At 71.3% G+C, this 18,044-nt stretch carries 16 protein-coding genes; 5 read left to right on the forward strand and 11 right to left on the reverse strand.

Annotation, left to right across the window (positions count from 1 at the left end; translation table 11 throughout):
* Positions 1 to 38: 38 nt before the first annotated feature.
* From Cs7R123_RS20870 to Cs7R123_RS20900, 7 genes are all read right to left on the reverse strand, one after another.
* Entirely contained in the window at positions 39 to 407 is a 369-nt protein-coding gene (locus Cs7R123_RS20870) for an SHOCT domain-containing protein (RefSeq protein WP_212829396.1), read from the reverse strand.
* A 20-nt stretch (positions 408 to 427) separates the two neighbouring features.
* Positions 428 to 871 carry a DUF6325 family protein gene (locus Cs7R123_RS20875; protein WP_212829397.1) on the reverse strand — a complete coding sequence of 148 codons (444 nt, stop codon included), beginning with the start codon at positions 869 to 871 and terminating at the stop codon, positions 428 to 430.
* 93 nt (positions 872 to 964) lie between these two features.
* A complete protein-coding gene (locus tag Cs7R123_RS20880) occupies positions 965 to 3,034 on the reverse strand; it encodes a glycogen debranching N-terminal domain-containing protein (RefSeq protein ID WP_212829398.1) in 2,070 nt (689 codons plus the stop codon).
* A gap of 2 nt (positions 3,035 to 3,036) precedes the next feature.
* On the reverse strand, positions 3,037 to 3,414 hold the full coding sequence (locus tag Cs7R123_RS20885; protein ID WP_212829399.1) for an SCP2 sterol-binding domain-containing protein: 378 nt from the start codon (positions 3,412 to 3,414) through the stop codon (positions 3,037 to 3,039).
* Between the two features lie 111 nt (positions 3,415 to 3,525).
* A complete protein-coding gene (locus Cs7R123_RS20890) occupies positions 3,526 to 3,978 on the reverse strand; it encodes an Lrp/AsnC family transcriptional regulator (RefSeq protein WP_212829400.1) in 453 nt (150 codons plus the stop codon).
* A 10-nt stretch (positions 3,979 to 3,988) separates the two neighbouring features.
* Complete coding sequence (locus Cs7R123_RS20895) at positions 3,989 to 5,041, reverse strand: zinc-dependent alcohol dehydrogenase family protein (protein ID WP_212829401.1); 1,053 nt, start codon at positions 5,039 to 5,041, stop codon at positions 3,989 to 3,991.
* Positions 5,042 to 5,092: 51 nt separating this feature from the next.
* On the reverse strand, positions 5,093 to 5,455 hold the full coding sequence (locus tag Cs7R123_RS20900) for a VOC family protein (RefSeq protein ID WP_212829402.1): 363 nt from the start codon (positions 5,453 to 5,455) through the stop codon (positions 5,093 to 5,095).
* A gap of 131 nt (positions 5,456 to 5,586) precedes the next feature.
* On the opposite strand from Cs7R123_RS20900, the gene Cs7R123_RS20905 reads away from it, so the two are divergent.
* On the forward strand, positions 5,587 to 6,642 hold the full coding sequence (locus Cs7R123_RS20905) for a LacI family DNA-binding transcriptional regulator (RefSeq protein WP_212829403.1): 1,056 nt from the start codon (positions 5,587 to 5,589) through the stop codon (positions 6,640 to 6,642).
* 48 nt (positions 6,643 to 6,690) lie between these two features.
* Here Cs7R123_RS20905 and Cs7R123_RS20910 read toward each other — a convergent pair whose 3' ends face one another.
* Positions 6,691 to 7,563, reverse strand: a complete 873-nt coding sequence (locus Cs7R123_RS20910) for an ATP-grasp domain-containing protein (protein WP_244872049.1) — start codon at positions 7,561 to 7,563, stop codon at positions 6,691 to 6,693.
* 318 nt (positions 7,564 to 7,881) lie between these two features.
* Between Cs7R123_RS20910 and Cs7R123_RS20915 the strand changes: the two genes are divergently transcribed.
* On the forward strand, positions 7,882 to 11,445 hold the full coding sequence (locus Cs7R123_RS20915) for a choice-of-anchor D domain-containing protein (protein WP_212829404.1): 3,564 nt from the start codon (positions 7,882 to 7,884) through the stop codon (positions 11,443 to 11,445).
* Positions 11,446 to 11,525: 80 nt separating this feature from the next.
* Here Cs7R123_RS20915 and Cs7R123_RS20920 read toward each other — a convergent pair whose 3' ends face one another.
* Entirely contained in the window at positions 11,526 to 12,932 is a 1,407-nt protein-coding gene (locus Cs7R123_RS20920) for an aminopeptidase P family protein (RefSeq protein ID WP_212829405.1), read from the reverse strand.
* A 211-nt stretch (positions 12,933 to 13,143) separates the two neighbouring features.
* On the opposite strand from Cs7R123_RS20920, the gene Cs7R123_RS20925 reads away from it, so the two are divergent.
* The 3 genes from Cs7R123_RS20925 to Cs7R123_RS20935 all read left to right on the forward strand — a co-directional run bounded on the left by Cs7R123_RS20925 (position 13,144) and on the right by Cs7R123_RS20935 (position 16,117).
* On the forward strand, positions 13,144 to 13,389 hold the full coding sequence (locus Cs7R123_RS20925) for a hypothetical protein (RefSeq protein ID WP_212829406.1): 246 nt from the start codon (positions 13,144 to 13,146) through the stop codon (positions 13,387 to 13,389).
* Between the two features lie 92 nt (positions 13,390 to 13,481).
* A complete protein-coding gene (locus Cs7R123_RS20930) occupies positions 13,482 to 13,808 on the forward strand; it encodes a hypothetical protein (RefSeq protein ID WP_212829407.1) in 327 nt (108 codons plus the stop codon).
* On the forward strand, positions 13,805 to 16,117 hold the full coding sequence (locus Cs7R123_RS20935; RefSeq protein ID WP_212829408.1) for an Hsp70 family protein: 2,313 nt from the start codon (positions 13,805 to 13,807) through the stop codon (positions 16,115 to 16,117). Before Cs7R123_RS20930 ends, Cs7R123_RS20935 begins: the two co-directional genes overlap by 4 nt.
* A gap of 115 nt (positions 16,118 to 16,232) precedes the next feature.
* Here the strand turns inward: Cs7R123_RS20935 and Cs7R123_RS20940 are convergent, their stop codons facing one another.
* Together Cs7R123_RS20940 and Cs7R123_RS20945 are read right to left on the reverse strand one after the other, a co-directional pair.
* Positions 16,233 to 17,120: a carbohydrate ABC transporter permease gene (locus Cs7R123_RS20940; RefSeq protein ID WP_212829409.1), complete on the reverse strand. Its 888-nt coding sequence runs from the start codon at positions 17,118 to 17,120 to the stop codon at positions 16,233 to 16,235.
* On the reverse strand, positions 17,117 to 18,013 hold the full coding sequence (locus tag Cs7R123_RS20945; protein ID WP_212829410.1) for a carbohydrate ABC transporter permease: 897 nt from the start codon (positions 18,011 to 18,013) through the stop codon (positions 17,117 to 17,119). Before Cs7R123_RS20945 ends, Cs7R123_RS20940 begins: the two co-directional genes overlap by 4 nt.
* Between the last annotated feature and the right edge of the window lie 31 nt (positions 18,014 to 18,044).

Raw genomic sequence — 18,044 nt, forward strand, 5'->3', positions numbered from 1 at the left:
TGCCCGGAGCCGGACCTGCCGTGGGTGCGCGCGGCGGGTCAGCCCGCCAGGATCGCGTTCTTCTGCTGCTCGAACTCCGCGTCGGTCAGGATGCCCTGCGCCTTGAGGTCGGCCAGCGTCTTGAGCTGCTCCAGCTTCGCCGCCATCGGGTCACCGGCCGCCGCGGCGGCCGGTGCCGCGGGCGGAGGCGCGTACTGCTGCTGTTGCTGGGCCGCCAGTTGCTGCTGCTGCGCCGCGTACTGCTGCTGGGCCGCGTACTGCTGCTGCATCTGCTGGTCCTGCTGGTATTGCTCCATCTGCTCCTGGTCGGCCCAGCGGCCGGCCTGGCGGCGTGACACGCGGTTGGAGACCGCCGTGGCGGTGCCCGCGATGACCGCGGTGCGCGCCACTCCCCGTAGAAGTCCCATGATCTCTCCCCCGTCCGTGTTCAGGTGCCGACGCCGGTCCCGGACTCGGCCGCGGCGATGAGTGCCTGCACCGAGATCCGCCCGGTGGCGATCATCTGCGCGCCGCCCTTGCGCCAGGCTATGGCCAGCGGCGCCGCCCAGGTGTTCTCGTAGATCAGGATGCCCGCCGAGTTGCCGGGCTCGATGACCTCGGCCGCCTCCTGGAACTCCTCCTGGCCGAGCAGGCCGGAGGAGGCACCGACGAACACCTCGAAGTCCTTGGCGCCCATGGAGTCCATGTCCTCGACCTTGACCGCCGTGATGGTGCCGTCGAGGTCCTTGCGGATGAAGGCCAGGTCGAGGATGCGGACGATGCCGCGGTCGACCAGGTCCAGCAGCAGCGGGATGCCCTCACCGGTCATCTTGTTGCCGGGAAACTCCAGGATCAGGTAGTCGACCGGGCCCAGCTCCTCGATCTCTTTCATCTCGCCCCCCATGGCGGGCGGCGGGCGCACGCCGCCGCGTAACTGCATCGTAGGTCCGCTGTCGGCGGCCGCACCGGCGTTTGGCCAGGGCCGTCAGCGGCGGCCCGTGCCGAGCTCCCGGCGCAGCCGGCTGGGCGTCTCGACCTTGACCCGGCCGCGCCCGAACGCGTCGACCCGGCCCCACCGGCCCGGGATGTCCAGCAGCTCCATGCGCCCGATGCCCTCCGGCAGCGCCGCGTCGACGACCAGGCTGTCACCCAGCGGCTGAAGGCCGAGCATCGTACGCAGCAGCAGCAGCGGCGCCCCCGTCGACCACGCCTGCGGGCTGCACGCCGTCGGATACTGCACCGGGTAGCGGGTGTCGGCGCGCGGATAGCCGCCGAACGCCTCCGGCAGCCGCCCGTCGAAGTACTCGGCCGCGTCGAGGATGCCCGCCGCGATCTGCGCCGCCTCCCGCTTGAAGCCGTACCGGCGCAGCCCCCAGGCGATGAACGAGTTGTCGTACGGCCACACCGTGCCGACGTGGTAGCCGATCGGGTTGTAGCGCCGCTCCCCCTCGGCCAGGGTGCGCACGCCCCAGCCGGAGAACAGCCGCGGCCCGAGCAGGTGCTTGACCAGCGCCCTGGCGCGCGGCTTGTCGACGATGCCGCTCCACAGCAGGTGCCCGATGTTGGACGACAGCGCGTCGACCTGCCCGCCCTCGCTGTCCAGCGCCAGGGCGTAGTACTGCCCGTCGGCGACCCAGAAGTCGCGGTTGAACCGCTTCTTCAGGTCGGCGGCCTGCCGCTCCAGCTCCTGGGCGTAGTCGGGGTCGCGCCAGATCTCGCGGGCCAGCCGGGCGCCGCGCACGCGGGCGTCGTAGGCGTAGCCCTGCAGCTCGCAGGTGGCACGCGGGAAGCCGGGCAGTCGGCCGTCGCGGTAGGAGATGGAGTCCCACGAGTCCTTCCAGCACTGGTTCTCCAGGCCGGTCTTCTCGTTGCGGCGGCGGTACCAGACGTAGCCGTTGCCGAGCAGGTCGGCGTACTCGTGCACCCAGCGCAGGGCGGCGCGGGCCTCGATCTCCAGGTCCTGCACCAGAGTCTTGTCGCCGGTCCAGCGCTCGTACTCGTCCAGCAGCACCACGAACAGGGCGGTGGCGTCGGCGTTGCCGTAGTACGGGGTGTGCGGCTGCTCCAGGAACGCCGCGCTCTCGCCGTACCGGATCTCGTGCAGGATGCGGCCGGGGTCCTCGTCGCGGAAGTCGTCGAACCGGCTGCCCTGCCGCTCGGCGAGCTCGCGCAGCGTGGTCGCGGCCAGGTCCGGGGCGAACGGCAGCGCCTGCAGGCTGGTGAAGATGCTGTCGCGGCCGAACATGGTCATGAACCAGGGCAGCCCGGCGGCGGGCAGGGCGCGGCCGCCGGAGGTCAGCGGGGAGAACCGCAGCGCGGCCAGGTCGATGAGGCTGCGGCGGTAGGTGTGGCGCAGCGGCTCCCAGTCGCACTCCAGCCGGGGCGCCGCGGCCAGCCACCGGTCGAGGTCTCCGGCCAGGTCGACCGGTCCGGTCAGGGCCAGGTTCGCGGGCTTGCCGTTGAGCCCGACCACGGTCGGGGTGACCCGGATCGTGGTCGACCAGCTCTGCTGCGGTTGCAGCCGGATGGTCCAGGTCAGCCCGTGCTCGTCGAGGTCGGCCCGGGGCTGGGAGCTGATGGTGGTGGTGCGGTGGAAGGTCTCCCGCTGGTAGCCGAGGACGAGCTTGTCGCCGTCGATCCGGCGGTAGACCTTGCCCTTCTTCTTCTGGTCGTTCTTGACGTCGAACAGGTCGGCGAAGTCGGAGGCGGCGTCGATGCGTACCGTCAGGTCCGTCGGACCGTCCCCGTGGTTGATCAGCTCAAGGGTCTCCGTGACGCCGGTGTCGACCGAGCGCCGCCGGATCACCGACAGCTTCGCGTCGACGTACACCGTCCCGGTGCCGGGCACGAGGAAGTACGTCGTCTCGAAGTACTGCAGCACGTCGACCGACAGCGGGTTGAGGCGCTGGCCGTCGACGGTGAGCACCCAGGTGGACAGGAACCGGGTGTCCCAGGTGAACAGCCCGGACGGGTCGGCGGAGGTCGCCTCGATGTCGCCGCGCTCGTCGCTGACGACGTAGGTGTTGCCGTTGAGGATGCGCACCTGGTCGGCCATGGTCAGACCTCCGCTCCACGCCGGCGGGCCGACTCGGGCGGGCCCGCGAACATGCGCTGGAACAGCTGGAGCAGCTCCAGTTGGCCGGTCGCGATGACCACCCCGCGCAGGTATGCCGCCATCCCGTTGTCCCGGCCCGTGATGATCTTCTCGAAGGAGTCGGCGTCGGCCTGCACGACGCAGTCGGCCTTGCCGCCGCGCCGGGACACCGCGATGTCGCCGCGGTCGAGAGTGACCAGCCAGCGCTGCGGTCTGGCCGCCGGACCGATGTCAAAGCGGATCGTGCCCCGGGTCCGCCGCAGGAGCGGCTCGTGGCCCCGGCGGCCCAGCGCCGCGAAGAACTCCTCGGTCGCGGTCGCGGTCGTCGCCGTTTTCGCCATCGTCATCACCCGCTCTGGGAGCTGTCGCTTACCGGCGCATGCTCCCCGAGCGTACTACCGCACTGTATAAATCGTACTCAAATACGACTTATGCGGAGGTGACGACTCAGCTCACTCCTTGAGGTTGATCTTCGGGGCGCGCTGCTCGAACGGGGTCGACAGGACCACCGTGGTGCGGGTGGTGACGTTGGCGGAGGTGCGGATCTCCTGCAGCAGCCGCTCCAGGTCGGCCGGGGACGCGACCCGGACCAGCAGGATGTAGAAGTCCTCACCGGCCACCGAGAAGCACGACTCGATCTCCGACAGGTGCGCCAGCCGCTCCGGGGCGTCGTCGGGCTGGGCCGGGTCGAACGGCCGGATCGCCACGAACGCCGTCAGCGGCAGCCCGATCGCCTGGTAGTCCACTCGCGCGCCGTACCCGGTGATGACGCCGCGCTGCTCCAGTCGGCGCACCCGCTGATGCACCGCGGATACGGAGAGTCCGACCTTCTCGGCCAGGTCCGTGTACGACATCCGCCCGTCGGCGGTCAGGGCCGAAACGATGGCCTGGTCGGTCTCTTCCACGGCGCTCAAGCTACACCGACCCCCCGCCGGGGCGCACCAGCACTTTGAGCGCCTTCCGGTCGTTCATCGCGGCATATCCGTCGGGCACCCCGTCGAGCCCCACGGACACGTCGAAGACCGGGCTCGGGTCGAGCCTGCCCGCCAGCACGTCGGCCAGCAGCTCCGGGATGTACGCCCGCGCCGGGGCGACCCCGCCGCGCAGGGCGATGTTGCGGCCGAACATGTCGCCGATGTCGACTCCGGCCGAGCCGCCGTGCGGCACCCCGACGAACCCGACCGCGCCGCCGTCGCGGGCCACGCCGATCGCGGTACGCATCGACTGCTCGGTGCCGACCGCCTCGATCACCGCGTGCGCGCCGTGCCCGCCGGTCAGCTCCCGCACCCGAGCCACCGCCTCGTCGCCCCGCTCGGCGACCACGTCGGTGGCGCCGAACCGGCGCGCCAGCTCGGTGCGCGCGTCGTGGCGGCCCAGCGCGATGATCCGTTCAGCGCCCAGCCGGTGCGCGGCCAGCACGCCGCACAGCCCGACCGCGCCGTCGCCGACGACCGCGACCGTGGCGCCCGGCCGGGCACCCGCCGCGAGCGCCGCATGGTGCCCGGTGGACATCACGTCCGACAGCGCCAGGATCTTCACCAGCTCCGCGTCGCCGAGCCCGGACGGCAGCGGCACCAGGGTGCCGTCGGCGTGCGGCACCCGCACGGCCTCGCCCTGGCCGCCGTCGGAACCGGGCTGGCCCCAGAAGCCGCCGTCGGGGCAGGAGGTGTGCAGGCCCTCGCGGCAGAACTGGCAGGTCCCGTCCGACCACACGAACGGCGCCACCACCAGGTCGCCCTGCCTGACGGTGCTGACGTCGGCGCCGACGGCCTCGACCACGCCCAGGAACTCGTGCCCGATGCGCTGGCCCGGCTGCCGGCTGGCCACCCCCTGGTAGGCCCACAGGTCGCTGCCGCAGATGCAGGCGTGCGTCACCCGCACCACCGCGTCGGTCGGCTCCCGCAGGCTCGGGTCGGGCACGTCCTCGACGCGGACGTCGTGCGGGGCGTAGATCACCGTTGCGCGCATGTGATCATCGTAGTGGCCGGGGCGGCACGCCCACGGCCGGATGCCGCCGCCTCAGTGGCGCTCGCGCAGCAGGCAGAACTCGTTGCCCTCGGGATCGGCGAAGACGGTCAGGTCCTCCTGCTCGCGGACCAGGGTCGCCCCGGCCGCGACGATCTCGGCGCGCTCGTCGTCGTCGGCGACGATGTCGAGGTGGATCCGCCCTACCGGCGGCAGGTCGACCGCCACGGCGATCCACACGTCGGGCTCGGTGCCCGACGGGTCGTGCAGCAGCACCGACTCCCGCTCGGCCAGGGAGCGGTCGGCGAGCTTGACCGCGTCCTCGTCCACGATGGGCAGGCCCGTGACCAGGCTCCAGAACGGCGCCATGACATACGGGTCACGGCAGTGGATGACGACCGAGGAGATGTACGGCATGGCGCCAACTTAGTGCCAGGTTTGGGACCGGGCGCCACCGGATATCCCGGCCCTTGACATCCGGAGCCGGGCGAGCCTTACCGTAGGTGACCGTTACCGCTTCCGGTACCGGTACCGCAGCGGAGGTGCCCATGCGCACGACCATCGCCGACATCGCGCGGATGGCCGGGGTGAGCAAGGCGACGGTGTCCCGGGTGCTCAACGCCCGCCCCGATGTCGACCCGGCCACTCAGCAGCGTGTTCAGCAGATCATGGCCGACACCGGGTACGTGCCCAGCTCGCACGCCGTCGATCTGGCGCGGGGCCGCACCCGCGCGCTCGGCGTGCTCACCCCGGACCTCCGCACGCCCTGGCTGGCCGAGCTGCTGCACGGCGCCGCGGAGACGATGCAGACAGTGGGTTACACGCTGTCACTGCATCCGGCCGGTGACGGCACCGGCTGGGACCGGTTCGCCTCCCGCGCCGCCGCGCAGTCCTTCGACGGCATTCTCGCGGTCTGCCCCGCCGACACCACCGCTGAGCTGGAGCAGCTCAGCGAGCGCGGGGTGCCGGTGGTCGTCGTGGACGCCGGGAGCGGGTCCGGGCTGCCGTCGGTGGCCACCGACCACGCCGACGGCGGCCGCCGCGCGGCCGAGCACCTGCTGCTGGCGGGACGGCTGAAGCTGGCCATGATCACAGGGCCTGCCGATCATGAGGCGGTGGCGGAGTGCGCGGCCGGTTTCGGCGACCGGCTGGCCGACACCGGGGCGGTGCTGCGGGCCAGTTGCGTGACCGAGGCCGACGGCACCGAGCAGGGCGGCTACGACGCCGCGCAGCGGCTGCTGCGGGCAAGGCTGTTCTTCGACGGCCTGTTCGTGCACGGGGACGCGATGGCGGCCGGAGCGCTGCGGGCCCTGCGGGAGGCGGGCCGGTCGGTGCCGGGCGAGGTCGCGGTGATCGGCTTCGACGATCTGCCGCTGGCGGCGTTCACGCATCCGACGCTGACGACGGTGCGGGTGCCGTGGCCGGAGCTGGGCGGTGCGGCGGCGCGGCTGCTGCTCGACCTGATCGGCGGCGCGGCGGCGCCGCGGCAGCCGGTGCGGCTGGCGACGTCGCTGGTGGTGCGGGGCACGACGCCGCAGGTGGCCCGGATCCCGGGGCAGCGCAGCCGCCGCGCCACGGGCCGTCCGGCGCTGCCGCGCACGTGAGCCCCGGAACCGGTTCCGGGGCTTCTACCAGCGCGTATACGCGACCGGTCAGGTCAGATTTGTCAGGATCGTCGCCGGGTCGGCGCCGCTGGGCAGATCGCTGACCTGGCCGTCGCCGACCTCCACCACCCGCCACACGCCGTCGTCACGCAGCGCGACATCGGTGGTGACGAACGGGCGGCCGAACGAGGCCACCAGCGGCGCGATCGCGCCCAGGTCCGGGTCGGCGGCCAGCTCCGGCGTGTCCGGGTGGGCGCTGACCAGGACAGCCCGGCCGCCGACCCACCACACGCGGGCCTCGACGGCGCGGTCGCCGACCCGCTGGAACGGCTCGAAGCGCCGCACCACCACGCCTCCGGCGAGGAAGTCGTCCTGAAGCTCGACCATCCGCGCCACGACCCGGTGCGCATGCGCGGTATCGGCCAGGTCGGGGATGAAGCACGCCTCATCCCACTCGTGCTTGCGGGACTTGACGTAGTCCTTGACCACCGCCGCTCCCCCGCCCAGCGGGGCGACCAGCGTCGCGACCTCCTCCTGCGACGGCGGCCGGCCCGGCGTCCACGGCAGCCAGACGCTGTCCGGCGTCACCGCGGCGAAGTGGGCGTACCAGCCGGGCAGCTCGTGCGCGGCCCGGTAGTCCTGCGGCGGCACCCGCAGCGCCGCGCCGCGCTCGGCCAGCGCGGCCGCCAGGTCGGTGTAGCGGTCGGCGGGGATCATCCAGCCGCGGTACCAGCACGCCCCGGCATCGGACGGCACCCGCCGCGCCGCGCCCGCCGCGTCCCCGGCCAGCAGCGCGTCGTGGTCGACCAGCGCCACCGTGCGGCCCAGCTCACGCGCGGCGGCGACCTCCCGGGCGAAGTGCGGGTCGGCGCGGCGCTCGTGCAGCGGATCGGCGGGCAGCAGCAATGTGGACGACGTCACCGCCACATCCTAGGCACAGCCCGGAAGTCGCGATCTTTCGCGTAACAACGCAAGCCCATGCATGAATTCGGTACGGATATTGCGCCCGTGTGTCTTGCGCGTTACGGTCCATCCAGCACCGTCCCAACCGCTCCGGTGCGGCAGAACCCAGACCTCCATCGTCCGGGCCGTACCTAGTCCTCCCAGGTCGGCGCGGCGGTGTGGTCGTCATCGCGCCGAGCCGACCGCCCGTCGGCGGATGCCGCGCCCCGCTTGCCGGGACGTTGCACCCGCGTCCCCCGACGGCGGCCTCTCGGCGCCCGTCGAGAGCGAGCTGTGATGTCCAGACTCCCCTCGGGGCCCGGCCGGGCGATCCGCGCCGCAGCCCTCCTGTCCACCGGGCTGCTCGTCGCGGCCGGTCTCGTGGCCCTGTCGGCGCAGCCCGCGCTGGCGGCCGCGACCGGCGGCGTGGGCGCGACCCTGCCCTACGTCCAGGTGCAGGCCGAGAACTCCACCACCAACGGCTCGGTCATCGGGCCGACCGCCGCCTACAACACGCTCGCCGCCGAGGCGTCCTACCGCAAGGCGGTGACGCTGTCCGGCTCGGGCAAGTATGTCGAGTTCACCACCCCGGTGGCCACGAACTCGTTCGTGTTCCGGTACAGCATCCCGGACTCGGGCAGCGGCTCGGTGTACACGGCGCCGCTGTCGCTGTACATCAACGGGACCCGGCAGACGAACTTCACCCTGACCAACGCCTACAGCTGGTACTACGGCGGCTACCCGTTCACCAACTCCCCGGGCAGCAACCCGCACCACTTCTACGACGACGCCAACCGGCTGTTCGGCACGACGTACCCGCAGGGGACGAAGTTCAAGCTGCAGGTCGACTCGGACTCGACGGCCTCGTCGTACACGATCGACTTCGCCGACTTCGAGAACGTGGCCGGGCCGCTGTCCCAGCCCGCCGGGTCGGTCTCGATCACCAGCAAGGGCGCCGACGCGACCGGTGTCGCCGACTCCACCTCGGCGATGAACTCCGCGATCGCCTCGGCGGGCGCGGGCGGCACGGTGTGGATCCCGCAGGGCACCTTCAAGATCCTCGGGCACATCGCGGTCAACAACATCACCATCAAGGGTGCGGGCATGTGGCACTCGCGCACCACCGGTGACCGGATCGGCTTCTACGGCAACTACCCGCCGACGCCGAGCAGCAACGTGCACCTGGCCGACTTCGCGATCTTCGGCAACGTGCAGGAGCGCAACGACGGCGACCAGGTCAACGGTATCGGCGGCGCGATGAGCAACTCCACCGTGGACCGGGTGTGGATCGAGCACACCAAGGTCGGCGCGTGGATGGACGGCCCGTTCGACAACCTGGTGTTCAGCGGCATGCGGCTGCGCAACTACACCGCCGACGGCATCAACTTCCACAACGGCGTCACCAACTCCAGGGTCACCAACAGCGACGTGCGCAACGCCGGTGACGACGCCCTGGCCATGTGGGCCGAGAGCAACGCCGACGCGAACAACAGCTTCGACCACAACACGGTGCAGTACCCGATCCTGGCCAACGGCATCGCGATCTACGGCGGCCACGACAACTTCGTGACCGACAACCGGGTCATCGACTCCGGCCTGACCCAGGGCGGCGGCATCCACGTCGCGCAGCGGTTCGCCTCGACCACGCTGGGCCGCACCGACGTGCTGCGCAACACCATCATCCGCTCGGGGGCGCTCGACCCGAACTGGAACTTCGGCGTGGGCGCCCTGTGGTTCGACGCCCGCGACGGCGGGATGACCGGCCTGACCAACGTCGACAACATCCTGATCCAGCAGAGCCCGTACGAGGCGATCCAGTTCGTCTCGGGCTCGAACATCACCAACGTTAAGATCAACAACGCGACGATCCAGAACACCGGCACCTGGGTGGTCCAGGAGCAGGTCGGCGGCTCGGCGACGATCACCAACAGCACCGCCACCGGCACCGGCGCCCCCAACGCCGTCTACAACTGCGGCGTCGGGTTCACCCTCACCGACGGCGGCGGCAACTCCGGCATCTTCGGATCCACCGGCTGCACCAACATCACCAACCCGGCGTTCCCGCCCTACCTGCCCGACAACGGGTCGGCGATCTCGGTGAGCCCGAGCGCCCTGGGCTTCGGCTCGGTCGCCACCGGCACCACCACCGCCGCACAGGCCGTGACCGTCACCAACACCGGCACCGCCGCGGCGGCCGTCGGCTCGATCGCCGTCTCGGGTGACTTCGGCCAGAGCAACAACTGCGGCAGCAGCATCGCCGCGGGCGCGTCCTGCACGGTCAACGTCACGTTCACGCCGGCCGCCGCGGGCAACCGCACCGGCAACCTCACCGTGGTCGCCGCGGGCGTCACCAGCACCGTGCCGCTGTCGGGCACCGGTGTCGCGCCCGGTCCGATCCTGAACGCCAACCCGACCGCGCTGAGCTTCCCGGCCACCACCGTCGGCAGCCAGTCGGCGACCCAGACGGTCACCGTCAGCAACACCGGCACCACCTCCGCGACCGTCTCGGCGGTGAGCGCCACCGGCGACTTCAGCCAGACCAACACCTGCGGCAGCATCGCGGTCGGCGCCAGCTGCACCGTCACGGTCCGGTTCGCCCCGACCGCGTCGGGCGCCCGCACCGGCACGCTGACCGTCACCAGCAACGCCAACAACAGCCCCACCACCGTCAGCCTGTCCGGCAGCGGCGTGGGCACCAACACCAACATCGCGCTGGGCCGCCCGGCCACCGCCAGCAGCCAGGTCAACGGGACGCAGACCCCGAACCTGGTCACCGACGGCAACGCCGACACGTACTGGGAGAGCGTCAACAACGCGTTCCCGCAGTGGGTGCAGACCGACCTCGGCGCCGCCACCAGCATCAACAAGGTGACCCTCAAGCTGCCGCCGGCCACGGCGTGGGCGACCCGCACGCAGACGCTGTCGGTGCAGACCAGCACCAACGGCAGCTCGTTCACCACGGTCGCGTCGGGGACGTACACGTTCAACCCGGCCAGCGGCAACACCGCGTCGATCACCTTCACGGCGACCAGCGCGCAGTACGTCCGGATCAACATCACCGCCAACTCGGGCTGGCCCGCCGGGCAGCTGTCGGAGCTGGAGGTCTACCCCAGCGGCGGCAACCCGCCGACCTCGGCGACGCTGAGCACCAACCCGTCCTCGCTCACCTTCGCCAGCCAGGCGCTGAACACCACCAGCGCCGCCCAGGCCGTGACGGTGACCAACACCGGCAACGCCGCCGCGGCCATCTCGGCCGTGTCGGTCAGCGGCGACTACCTGCAGACCAACACCTGCGGCAGCTCGCTGGCCGCCGGGGCGTCCTGCACCGTGAACGTCAGCTTCCGGCCGACCGCCTCGGGCACCCGCACCGGCACCCTCACCGTCACCAGCAACGCGACCAACAGCCCGACCACGGTCGCGCTGACGGGCACCGGGGCCGGGGCGGTCGCCACCAACCTGGCGGCGGGCAAGCCGACCAGCGAGTCCAGCCACACCCAGGTGTACGGCTCCGGCAACGTCACCGACGCCGACCAGAACACCTACTGGGAGAGCAACAACAACGCGTTCCCGCAGTGGGTGCAGATCGACCTCGGCTCGGCGCAGTCGGCGAGCAAGGTCGTGCTCCAGCTGCCCGCCTCGTGGGGTTCGCGCAGCCAGACGCTGTCCATCCTGGGCAGCACCGACGGCACCAACTTCAGCACCCTGAAGGCGTCGGCGGCGTACACGTTCGACCCGGCCGGCGGCAACACCGTGACCATCACGTTCACCGCCACCACCCAGCGCTACTTCCGGGTGAACATCACGGCCAACACCGGCTGGCCCGCGGGCCAGCTCTCCAGCGTCCAGGTCTGGAACTTCTGACCCGGAACTGACACGCGGGGCCGCCGGGATCACTCCCGGCGGCCCCGCCTCACATCCGCCGCAGAAAGGGGCCGCGCGCCTCAGGACGCGACGCGGTGCATCCAGGACTCGACGTCGTCGGCCGTACGCGGCAGCCCGTCGGACAGCATCCGGTAGCCGGTATCGGTGATGAGCAGGTCCTCCTCGATCCGGAAGCCGTATCCGCGCAGCTCCGCCGGGATCAGCGCGTCGTCAGGCTGGAAGTAGATCCCCGGCTCGACGGTCAGCACGTGCCCCGGCGCCAGCCGCCCGTCCAGGTAGTTGTCGGCGCGGGCCGCGGCGCAGTCGTGCACGTCCAGCCCGAGCATGTGGCCGGACCCGCACAGCGTCCACCGGCGGTAGAGCCCGCTGTCCTCCTCCAGCGCCTGCTCCGCCGAGCACGGCAGGATGCCCAGGTCGGCCAGGCCGTACGCGAACACCCGCATCGCGGCGCGGTGGAAGTCGCGGTACGCCGCGCCCGGCACCAGCGCGGCCAGGGCGGCGTCGTTGGCGGCGCGGCACAGCTCGTACAGGTCGCGCTGCAGCGGGGTGAACCGGCCGGAGACCGGCAGCACCCGGGTGATGTCGGCGGTGTACAGGTCGCGGGTCTCCACCCCCGCGTCGAGCAGCAGCAGCTCGCCGTCGCGGACGGGGCCGTCGTTGTCGATCCAGTGCAGCGTGGCGGCGTGGGCGCCCGCGGCGACGATCGAGTGGTAGCCGACGTCGTTGCCCTCCAGCCGGGCGCGCTGCCAGAAGACGCCTTCGAGCAGGCGCTCGGAGGCGGCCTTGGCCTGTGGCAGGGCCCGCACCACGTCCTCGAAGCCGCGGGTGGTGATCGCCACCGCCTGCTCCAGCTGCCCGATCTCCCAGGCGTCCTTGACCAGCCGCAGCTCGGCCAGCACCGCCCTGAGCTCGGCGTCGGCGGTGGCCGGGGCCACCAGGGCGTCGACGTCGGCGTCGAGACCGCGCAGGACCAGGGTCGGGGTGTCGGGCTTGAGCGCGGCGGCCAGCTCGGCCAGGTGCCGGGTGGGTAGGCCGAGGCGGCGGGTGCTCTCCCCCAGCGTGGCGCGGCGACCGGCCCACAGCTCGCCGTAGCGGCGGTCGCGGAAAAACTCGCCGTTGTCGCGGGCCGAGCGCGGCCGCAGGTAGAGGGTGCTGTCGCCGTCGGGTTCGAGCACGAACACGCCGTCGCTGGACTGGTCGCCGGTCAGCCACACGTAGGCCGAGTGCGGCCGGAAGCGGTAGTCCTGGTCGTTGGAGCGGGACTTGAAACCGCCCGCCGGGACGACGACGCGGTGCCCGGGGAACGCCTGGTGCAGCCGTCGGCGGCGGGCCGGGGTCCAGGCGGCGACCTCGGCCGCGGCCAGGTCGTGGTGCTCGGAGTCGAGCCACCCGGTGCGCATGAACTCTTCCAGGGCCGCCGACACGGGCAGGTCGTGACTGCCGGTGTGGAACTTCTGCTCAGCCATACCCGCTCCCTCGCCGTCGAGACGAGCAGACACTACCGGATCGCCATACGGTCCTTACACCCCAGGTGTGTCCGGCCGCACTGCCCCTACGGCGTCCCAGGAAAGGAGGTGGCCCGACCAGGGGCGGCTTGCGCGGTCGGCGAGCACCTCAATAGACTCATGTGGATCGATCGATCAATGATCTCTCCCCGCCACCCTTCGAGGAGCACCCATGCGCCGTATGGCCCGCCGTGCCGCCCTGCTGACCGCAGCCGCCTGCGCCCTGGTCACCGTCACCACCGCCGTCCCGGCCGCCGCCATCCCGCCGGCCGGCCCGAACCAGAGCGTCACGTTCACCTACTTCTCCAGCGCCGCCAAGACGACCGTGGTCGGCGGATGGTCGTACGGCTACTGCGGCGAGCCGTTCCAGTGGGGCAAGAAGACCTCGTACACGACGATGGTCATCGTCAACTGCTGAGACCCGACCCCGGTCCGCCGCGCCTCACCGACCGTGGCGGACCGGGCACCGTGCGGCGTTCCGGATCGGACAGCCGTAATACACTGCGCCGCATGGACTCCACGCCCGGCGGCACGCTCTCGGTCATCACCGTCGAAGGTTCCCCCGTGGACGGCGAGAAGGGCGTCTTCTCGGCCGCGCGCAAGGCCGCCGCCCACGTCGGCGTGCTCGACGCCGGGGTGCTGGCCGGGAACCTGTCCGCGGTCTGCGACCAGCTCGGCCAGGTCGTCGCGGCCGCCGAGACCGCCCGCGGCGGCTACGAGCTGGAGTCGTTCGAGGTGTCGCTGGACGTGTCGGCGACCGGCGAGGTCCGGATGATCGGGTCGGTGTCCAGCGAGGTCCGGGGCGGCATCAAGCTGACCTTCCGGCGCCGCGCGTGAACACCGCGATCGTCGTCGGCTGCTCGTCGTACGAGGATCCCGACATCGCGCCGCTGCGGTTCGCCGCCCGCGACGCCCAGGCCGTGGCCCAGGTGCTGCGGGACGGCTGCGACGTGCCCGAGCAGCGGCTGGTCCTGATGCACGACCAGGCCGGCGACCCGTGGCTGCGCCCGACGAAGTCGAACATCCTGCGCCAGCTGGTGCGGGCGCGGGACCTGACCCCGGACGGCATCCTCTACTTCTTCTTCAGCGGCCACGGCATCCAGTCCCGGTCGGGCACGCAGTACCTGCTGCCGCTGGACTGCGTCGCCGAGGAGCTGGAGGACACCGCGCTGCCGTTCGACCGGATCGTGCAGCACCTCGGGCGGGCCGACGCGCCCCACACCGTGCTGATGCTCGACGCCTGCCGCAACGTCGTCGAGGGCGGCAAGTCGGCGGGCGGGGCCGGGCAGGTCGACATCGCGGCCCTGTGCCCGTCCGGGGTGGTGTCACTGTGCTCGTGCCAGCCCGGCCGCGTGTCGTACGAGGCCGAGGCGTTGCAGTCGGGGATCTTCTCGGCCGCGCTGTGCGAGGCGCTCAGCGACGTCGGGCGCTGCCGCACCGTGCACGAGCTGGACACCTACCTGGCCCGGCGGGTGCCCGAACTGGCCGCCGCGCACGGCAAGCCGCGCCAGACGCCGTTCTCGCGGGTCGAGCCGCTGGGCGTGCAGCATCTGCAACTGGTGTCACCGGCGCGCGGCGGTGCCTGGACGGCGGCGACCCCGCTCGGCACCGAGGTCCGGAGCCGGCCGGTCCCGCAGCTGCTGCGGCTGTCGGCGAAACCCGTGGTCGCGGTGGACTTCGGGACGTCGTACTCCCTGGTCGCGGCCCTGGACGACGCGGGCAGGCCGGTGGTGCTGCCCGGCCCGGACAACCGCCTGGTCGTGCCGTCGGTGGTGCACTTCCTGCCCGGCTCGGACTACCTGGTGGGCACGGCGGCCGTGGAGGCGGAGCGGTTCCGGCCCGAGGCCACGATCCGGCACGTCAAGCGGCGCCTGGGCTCCGACCGGGGGTACGCCGTCGACGGCCGCTCGGTCAGTCCCGAGCTGGTCGCCAGCCTGATCCTGCGCTCGCTGCGCCGCAACGCCGAGGAGGCGCTCGGCGCCCCCGTCACAAGGTGTGTCGCCTCCTATCCCGCCAACTTCAACCGGGCCCAGGTCGCCGCGCTGCATGAGGCGTTCCGGCTGGCGGAGTGGGAGGTCATCCGGTTCGTCGGCGAACCCAACCTCGCCGGAATCGTCACCGACGCGGGCGAGGACGACCAGATCCTCGTCGTCGACCTCGGCGGCGGCACGTTCGACGTCGCGCTGCTGGAGTACGAGCACGGCGTCGCCGAACTCAAGTCATCGGTGGGCAGCCAGTTCATCGGCGGCCTCGACTTCGACGAGGCACTGTTCGACTACGCCGTGGACCAGCTGCGCGGCCGCCACGGCTATCACAACGAGCTGACCCCGGAGATCGAGGCGCTGATCCGGCAGGAGGCCGAGCGGGCCAAGCGCGAACTCGGGCGGCAGGAGGCGGCGTCGCTGCTGCTGACCGACCTCCCCGACGGGCAGCAGGGCTACCGCGACGTCAGCATCGGCATCGACCGGCCGACGTTCCGGTTGCTGACGCAGCACATGTCGGCCGGGATCCGCGCCAAGATCCGCGAAGCGCTGCGGTACACCCTGCCCGGAGAAGACAAACCGGTGGTGTTCCTGGCCGGCCAGGGCGGACGGATCTTCACCGTCGGCGAGATCCTGGCCGAACTAGGTCTCGACCGAGTCGTCGGCGGATCGCCGGAGACCGCGGTGGTCCGCGGTGGCGCGGTGCAGGCCGGGATCCTCACCGGGCAAGTCAACGACCTGCTGATACTGAACCTGCTCCACTACGACATCGTGGTCGGCTGCACGAAGACCGCCCATCCCGACAACGACGAGGACTTCGCGGTCGTCGCCGTCGATCCGGTCCGCCACCGCGCCCATGAGAAACTCGTCGAGGCGCAGACCACGATCCCGACCAAGCGCAGCGAGGCTTTCCAGCTCTCCGACGGCCCTGGCCGGGCGCATGTGGTGGAGGTGTTCGAGCGGCTGGCCGGTGAGCTGCAGCCGATCGAACGCCGCGAGGTCAGCTCCCGGACCGGGTATGTCGAGGTGATCATCGACGTCGATGCCAACGCGCTGGTCCGGGTCGAGGTCAGGGAGGCCGACCGCGCCGAGTTCGTCGCGTCGCGCAAGCGGGTCCGCGAGAGCGTACGCCAGGAGCTCGAACGCCAGCGCCGCAAACCCTGACGCTCCGGTGGCGACGGATCGGCGCCGGTCGCCCGGTCGCCGGGTGCGGCGCGGACGTGGAGAAGGGCACCTCATACCGCGCAATGCGATGAGAAGGTGCCCTTCCTCAGCTCTGTCAGCTCTTGACGGAGCCCGCCATCAGGCCGCCGATGAACCAGCGCCCCAGCAGGATGTACACCACCAGCGTGGGCAGCGACGTGATCAGCGCCCCCGCCATCGACGCGGCGTAGTCCGGCGACTGCGCCCCCGCCAGGGCGTTCAGCGCGATGGTGATCGGCCCGTTGCGCGTGTTCGACATGAAGATCGCGAACAGGTAGTCGTTCCACGACGAGGTGAACTGCCAGATGACCGTGACCACGAAGCCCGGGATCGAGATCGGCAGGATCAGCGAGCGGAAGGTGCGCAGCAGGCCGGCGCCGTCCATCATGCCCGCCTCGATCAGCTCCTCCGGCACCACGGTCGCGTAGTAGTTGCGGAAGATCAGCGTGCAGATCGGGATGCCGTACACGGTGTGCACGAAGATCAGCGTCGGGATGCCGGGGGCGACGCCCAGCCACAGGACGACCTCCCGCAGCGGGATCATGACCGCCTGGTACGGGATGAACATGCCGAACAGGATCAGCGTGAACACCACGTCTGCGCCCGGGAACCGCCAGCGCGCCAGCACGAACCCGTTGGCCGCCCCGATGAACGAGGACAGCAGCGCGACGGGGATCGCCAACTGGAAGGTGCGCCCGAACGACGGTCCGAGCGAGATCCAGGCCTTCTCCCAGGAGGCGAAGGTCCACGTCTCGGGCAGGGTCCATTGGCCGTTGACGCCGATCTCGCGGCCGGACTTGAAGCTGGTCACGATCAGCACGTACAGCGGCATCAGCACGATCAGCACGAAGAACAGCAGCAGGGCGTAGCGCACCACGTTGGGCAGCACCCGCCGCGCCGCTCCCGGCGGGGGCGTCACCGGCGGGGCGGCCGTCGTCGGGGCGGCCATGGTCTGGGTGGTCATGACCGCTTCTCCGACCGGTTGACGTGGACCAGGTACGGCACGACCACGACCGCGACGACCAGCAGCAGGAACACCGAGATGGCGGCGGCCTTGGCATAGTCGCGGGTGAGCAGGGTCTGCCAGACGTACACGGCCGGGACCTCGGTCAGCCACTGCGCCCCGGACACCGACATGATCAGGTCGAACATCTTCATCGACATGTGCCCGGTGACGATGAGCGCCGACAGGATCGTCGGGGTGAGCTGCGGGAACAGGACCCGGCGGTAGAGCTGGAAGGTGGTCGCCCCGTCGACGACCGCGGCCTCGCGCAGCTCGTCGGGGATGCCCCGGAACCCGGCCAGGAACAGCGCCATGACATACCCGGACAGCTGCCAGACGGCGGGCATCGCCATGGCCGCCATGCCCCAGTCCGGGTCGGTCCACCAGGGCCCTTCCAGGAAGTGCAGCCCGAGGCCCTCGAAGACGGCGTTGATGCCGCCCGCGTTCTCGCCCTGGCCGGGGTTCATCAGCCAGCGCCACACCACGCCCGAGGCGACGAACGACACCGCCATCGGGAACAGGTAGATGGTGCGGAAGAAGCCCTCGGCGCGGGCGCCGCGCTCCAGCAGCAGCGACCAGAGCAGGCCGAGCACGATGGTGCCGACGATGAAGACGACGGTGAACACCAGCAGGTTCATCAGCGAGTGCGTGAACCGGTCGTTGATGTCGTTGTTGAACAGCTTGTCGTAGTTGTCGAGGCCGACGAAGCCCTTCGACGGTCGCGCGTTGTGGCGATCCTGCATCGAGAGGTCGACGGTCCAGCCGATCAGTCCGTACACGAAGACGGCCAGCAGGATCAGTGAGGGGGAGATGAGCAGCAGACCGGGGATCCAGGTCCGCTTACGGTGGCGCAACGCGACCTCCTAGGGGTGAGGAAGGGCACCT

Origin of the sequence: Catellatospora sp. TT07R-123, assembly GCF_018327705.1 — a bacterium.
Taxonomy (GTDB): domain Bacteria; phylum Actinomycetota; class Actinomycetes; order Mycobacteriales; family Micromonosporaceae; genus Catellatospora.

What these genes read in the sequence shown, in the direction of transcription:
- Cs7R123_RS20930 (WP_212829407.1), top strand. Translation starts at nt 13,482, where the DNA reads ATGGACTCCACGCCCGGCGGCACGCTCTCGGTCATCACCGTCGAAGGT.
- Cs7R123_RS20880 (WP_212829398.1), bottom strand. Translation starts at nt 3,034, where the DNA reads ATGGCCGACCAGGTGCGCATCCTCAACGGCAACACCTACGTCGTCAGC.
- Cs7R123_RS20885 (WP_212829399.1), bottom strand. Translation starts at nt 3,414, where the DNA reads ATGGCGAAAACGGCGACGACCGCGACCGCGACCGAGGAGTTCTTCGCG.
- Cs7R123_RS20900 (WP_212829402.1), bottom strand. Translation starts at nt 5,455, where the DNA reads ATGCCGTACATCTCCTCGGTCGTCATCCACTGCCGTGACCCGTATGTC.
- Cs7R123_RS20915 (WP_212829404.1), top strand. Translation starts at nt 7,882, where the DNA reads ATGTCCAGACTCCCCTCGGGGCCCGGCCGGGCGATCCGCGCCGCAGCC.
- Cs7R123_RS20875 (WP_212829397.1), bottom strand. Translation starts at nt 871, where the DNA reads ATGAAAGAGATCGAGGAGCTGGGCCCGGTCGACTACCTGATCCTGGAG.
- Cs7R123_RS20895 (WP_212829401.1), bottom strand. Translation starts at nt 5,041, where the DNA reads ATGCGCGCAACGGTGATCTACGCCCCGCACGACGTCCGCGTCGAGGAC.
- Cs7R123_RS20920 (WP_212829405.1), bottom strand. Translation starts at nt 12,932, where the DNA reads ATGGCTGAGCAGAAGTTCCACACCGGCAGTCACGACCTGCCCGTGTCG.
- Cs7R123_RS20870 (WP_212829396.1), bottom strand. Translation starts at nt 407, where the DNA reads ATGGGACTTCTACGGGGAGTGGCGCGCACCGCGGTCATCGCGGGCACC.
- Cs7R123_RS20925 (WP_212829406.1), top strand. Translation starts at nt 13,144, where the DNA reads ATGCGCCGTATGGCCCGCCGTGCCGCCCTGCTGACCGCAGCCGCCTGC.
- Cs7R123_RS20905 (WP_212829403.1), top strand. Translation starts at nt 5,587, where the DNA reads ATGCGCACGACCATCGCCGACATCGCGCGGATGGCCGGGGTGAGCAAG.
- Cs7R123_RS20940 (WP_212829409.1), bottom strand. Translation starts at nt 17,120, where the DNA reads ATGACCACCCAGACCATGGCCGCCCCGACGACGGCCGCCCCGCCGGTG.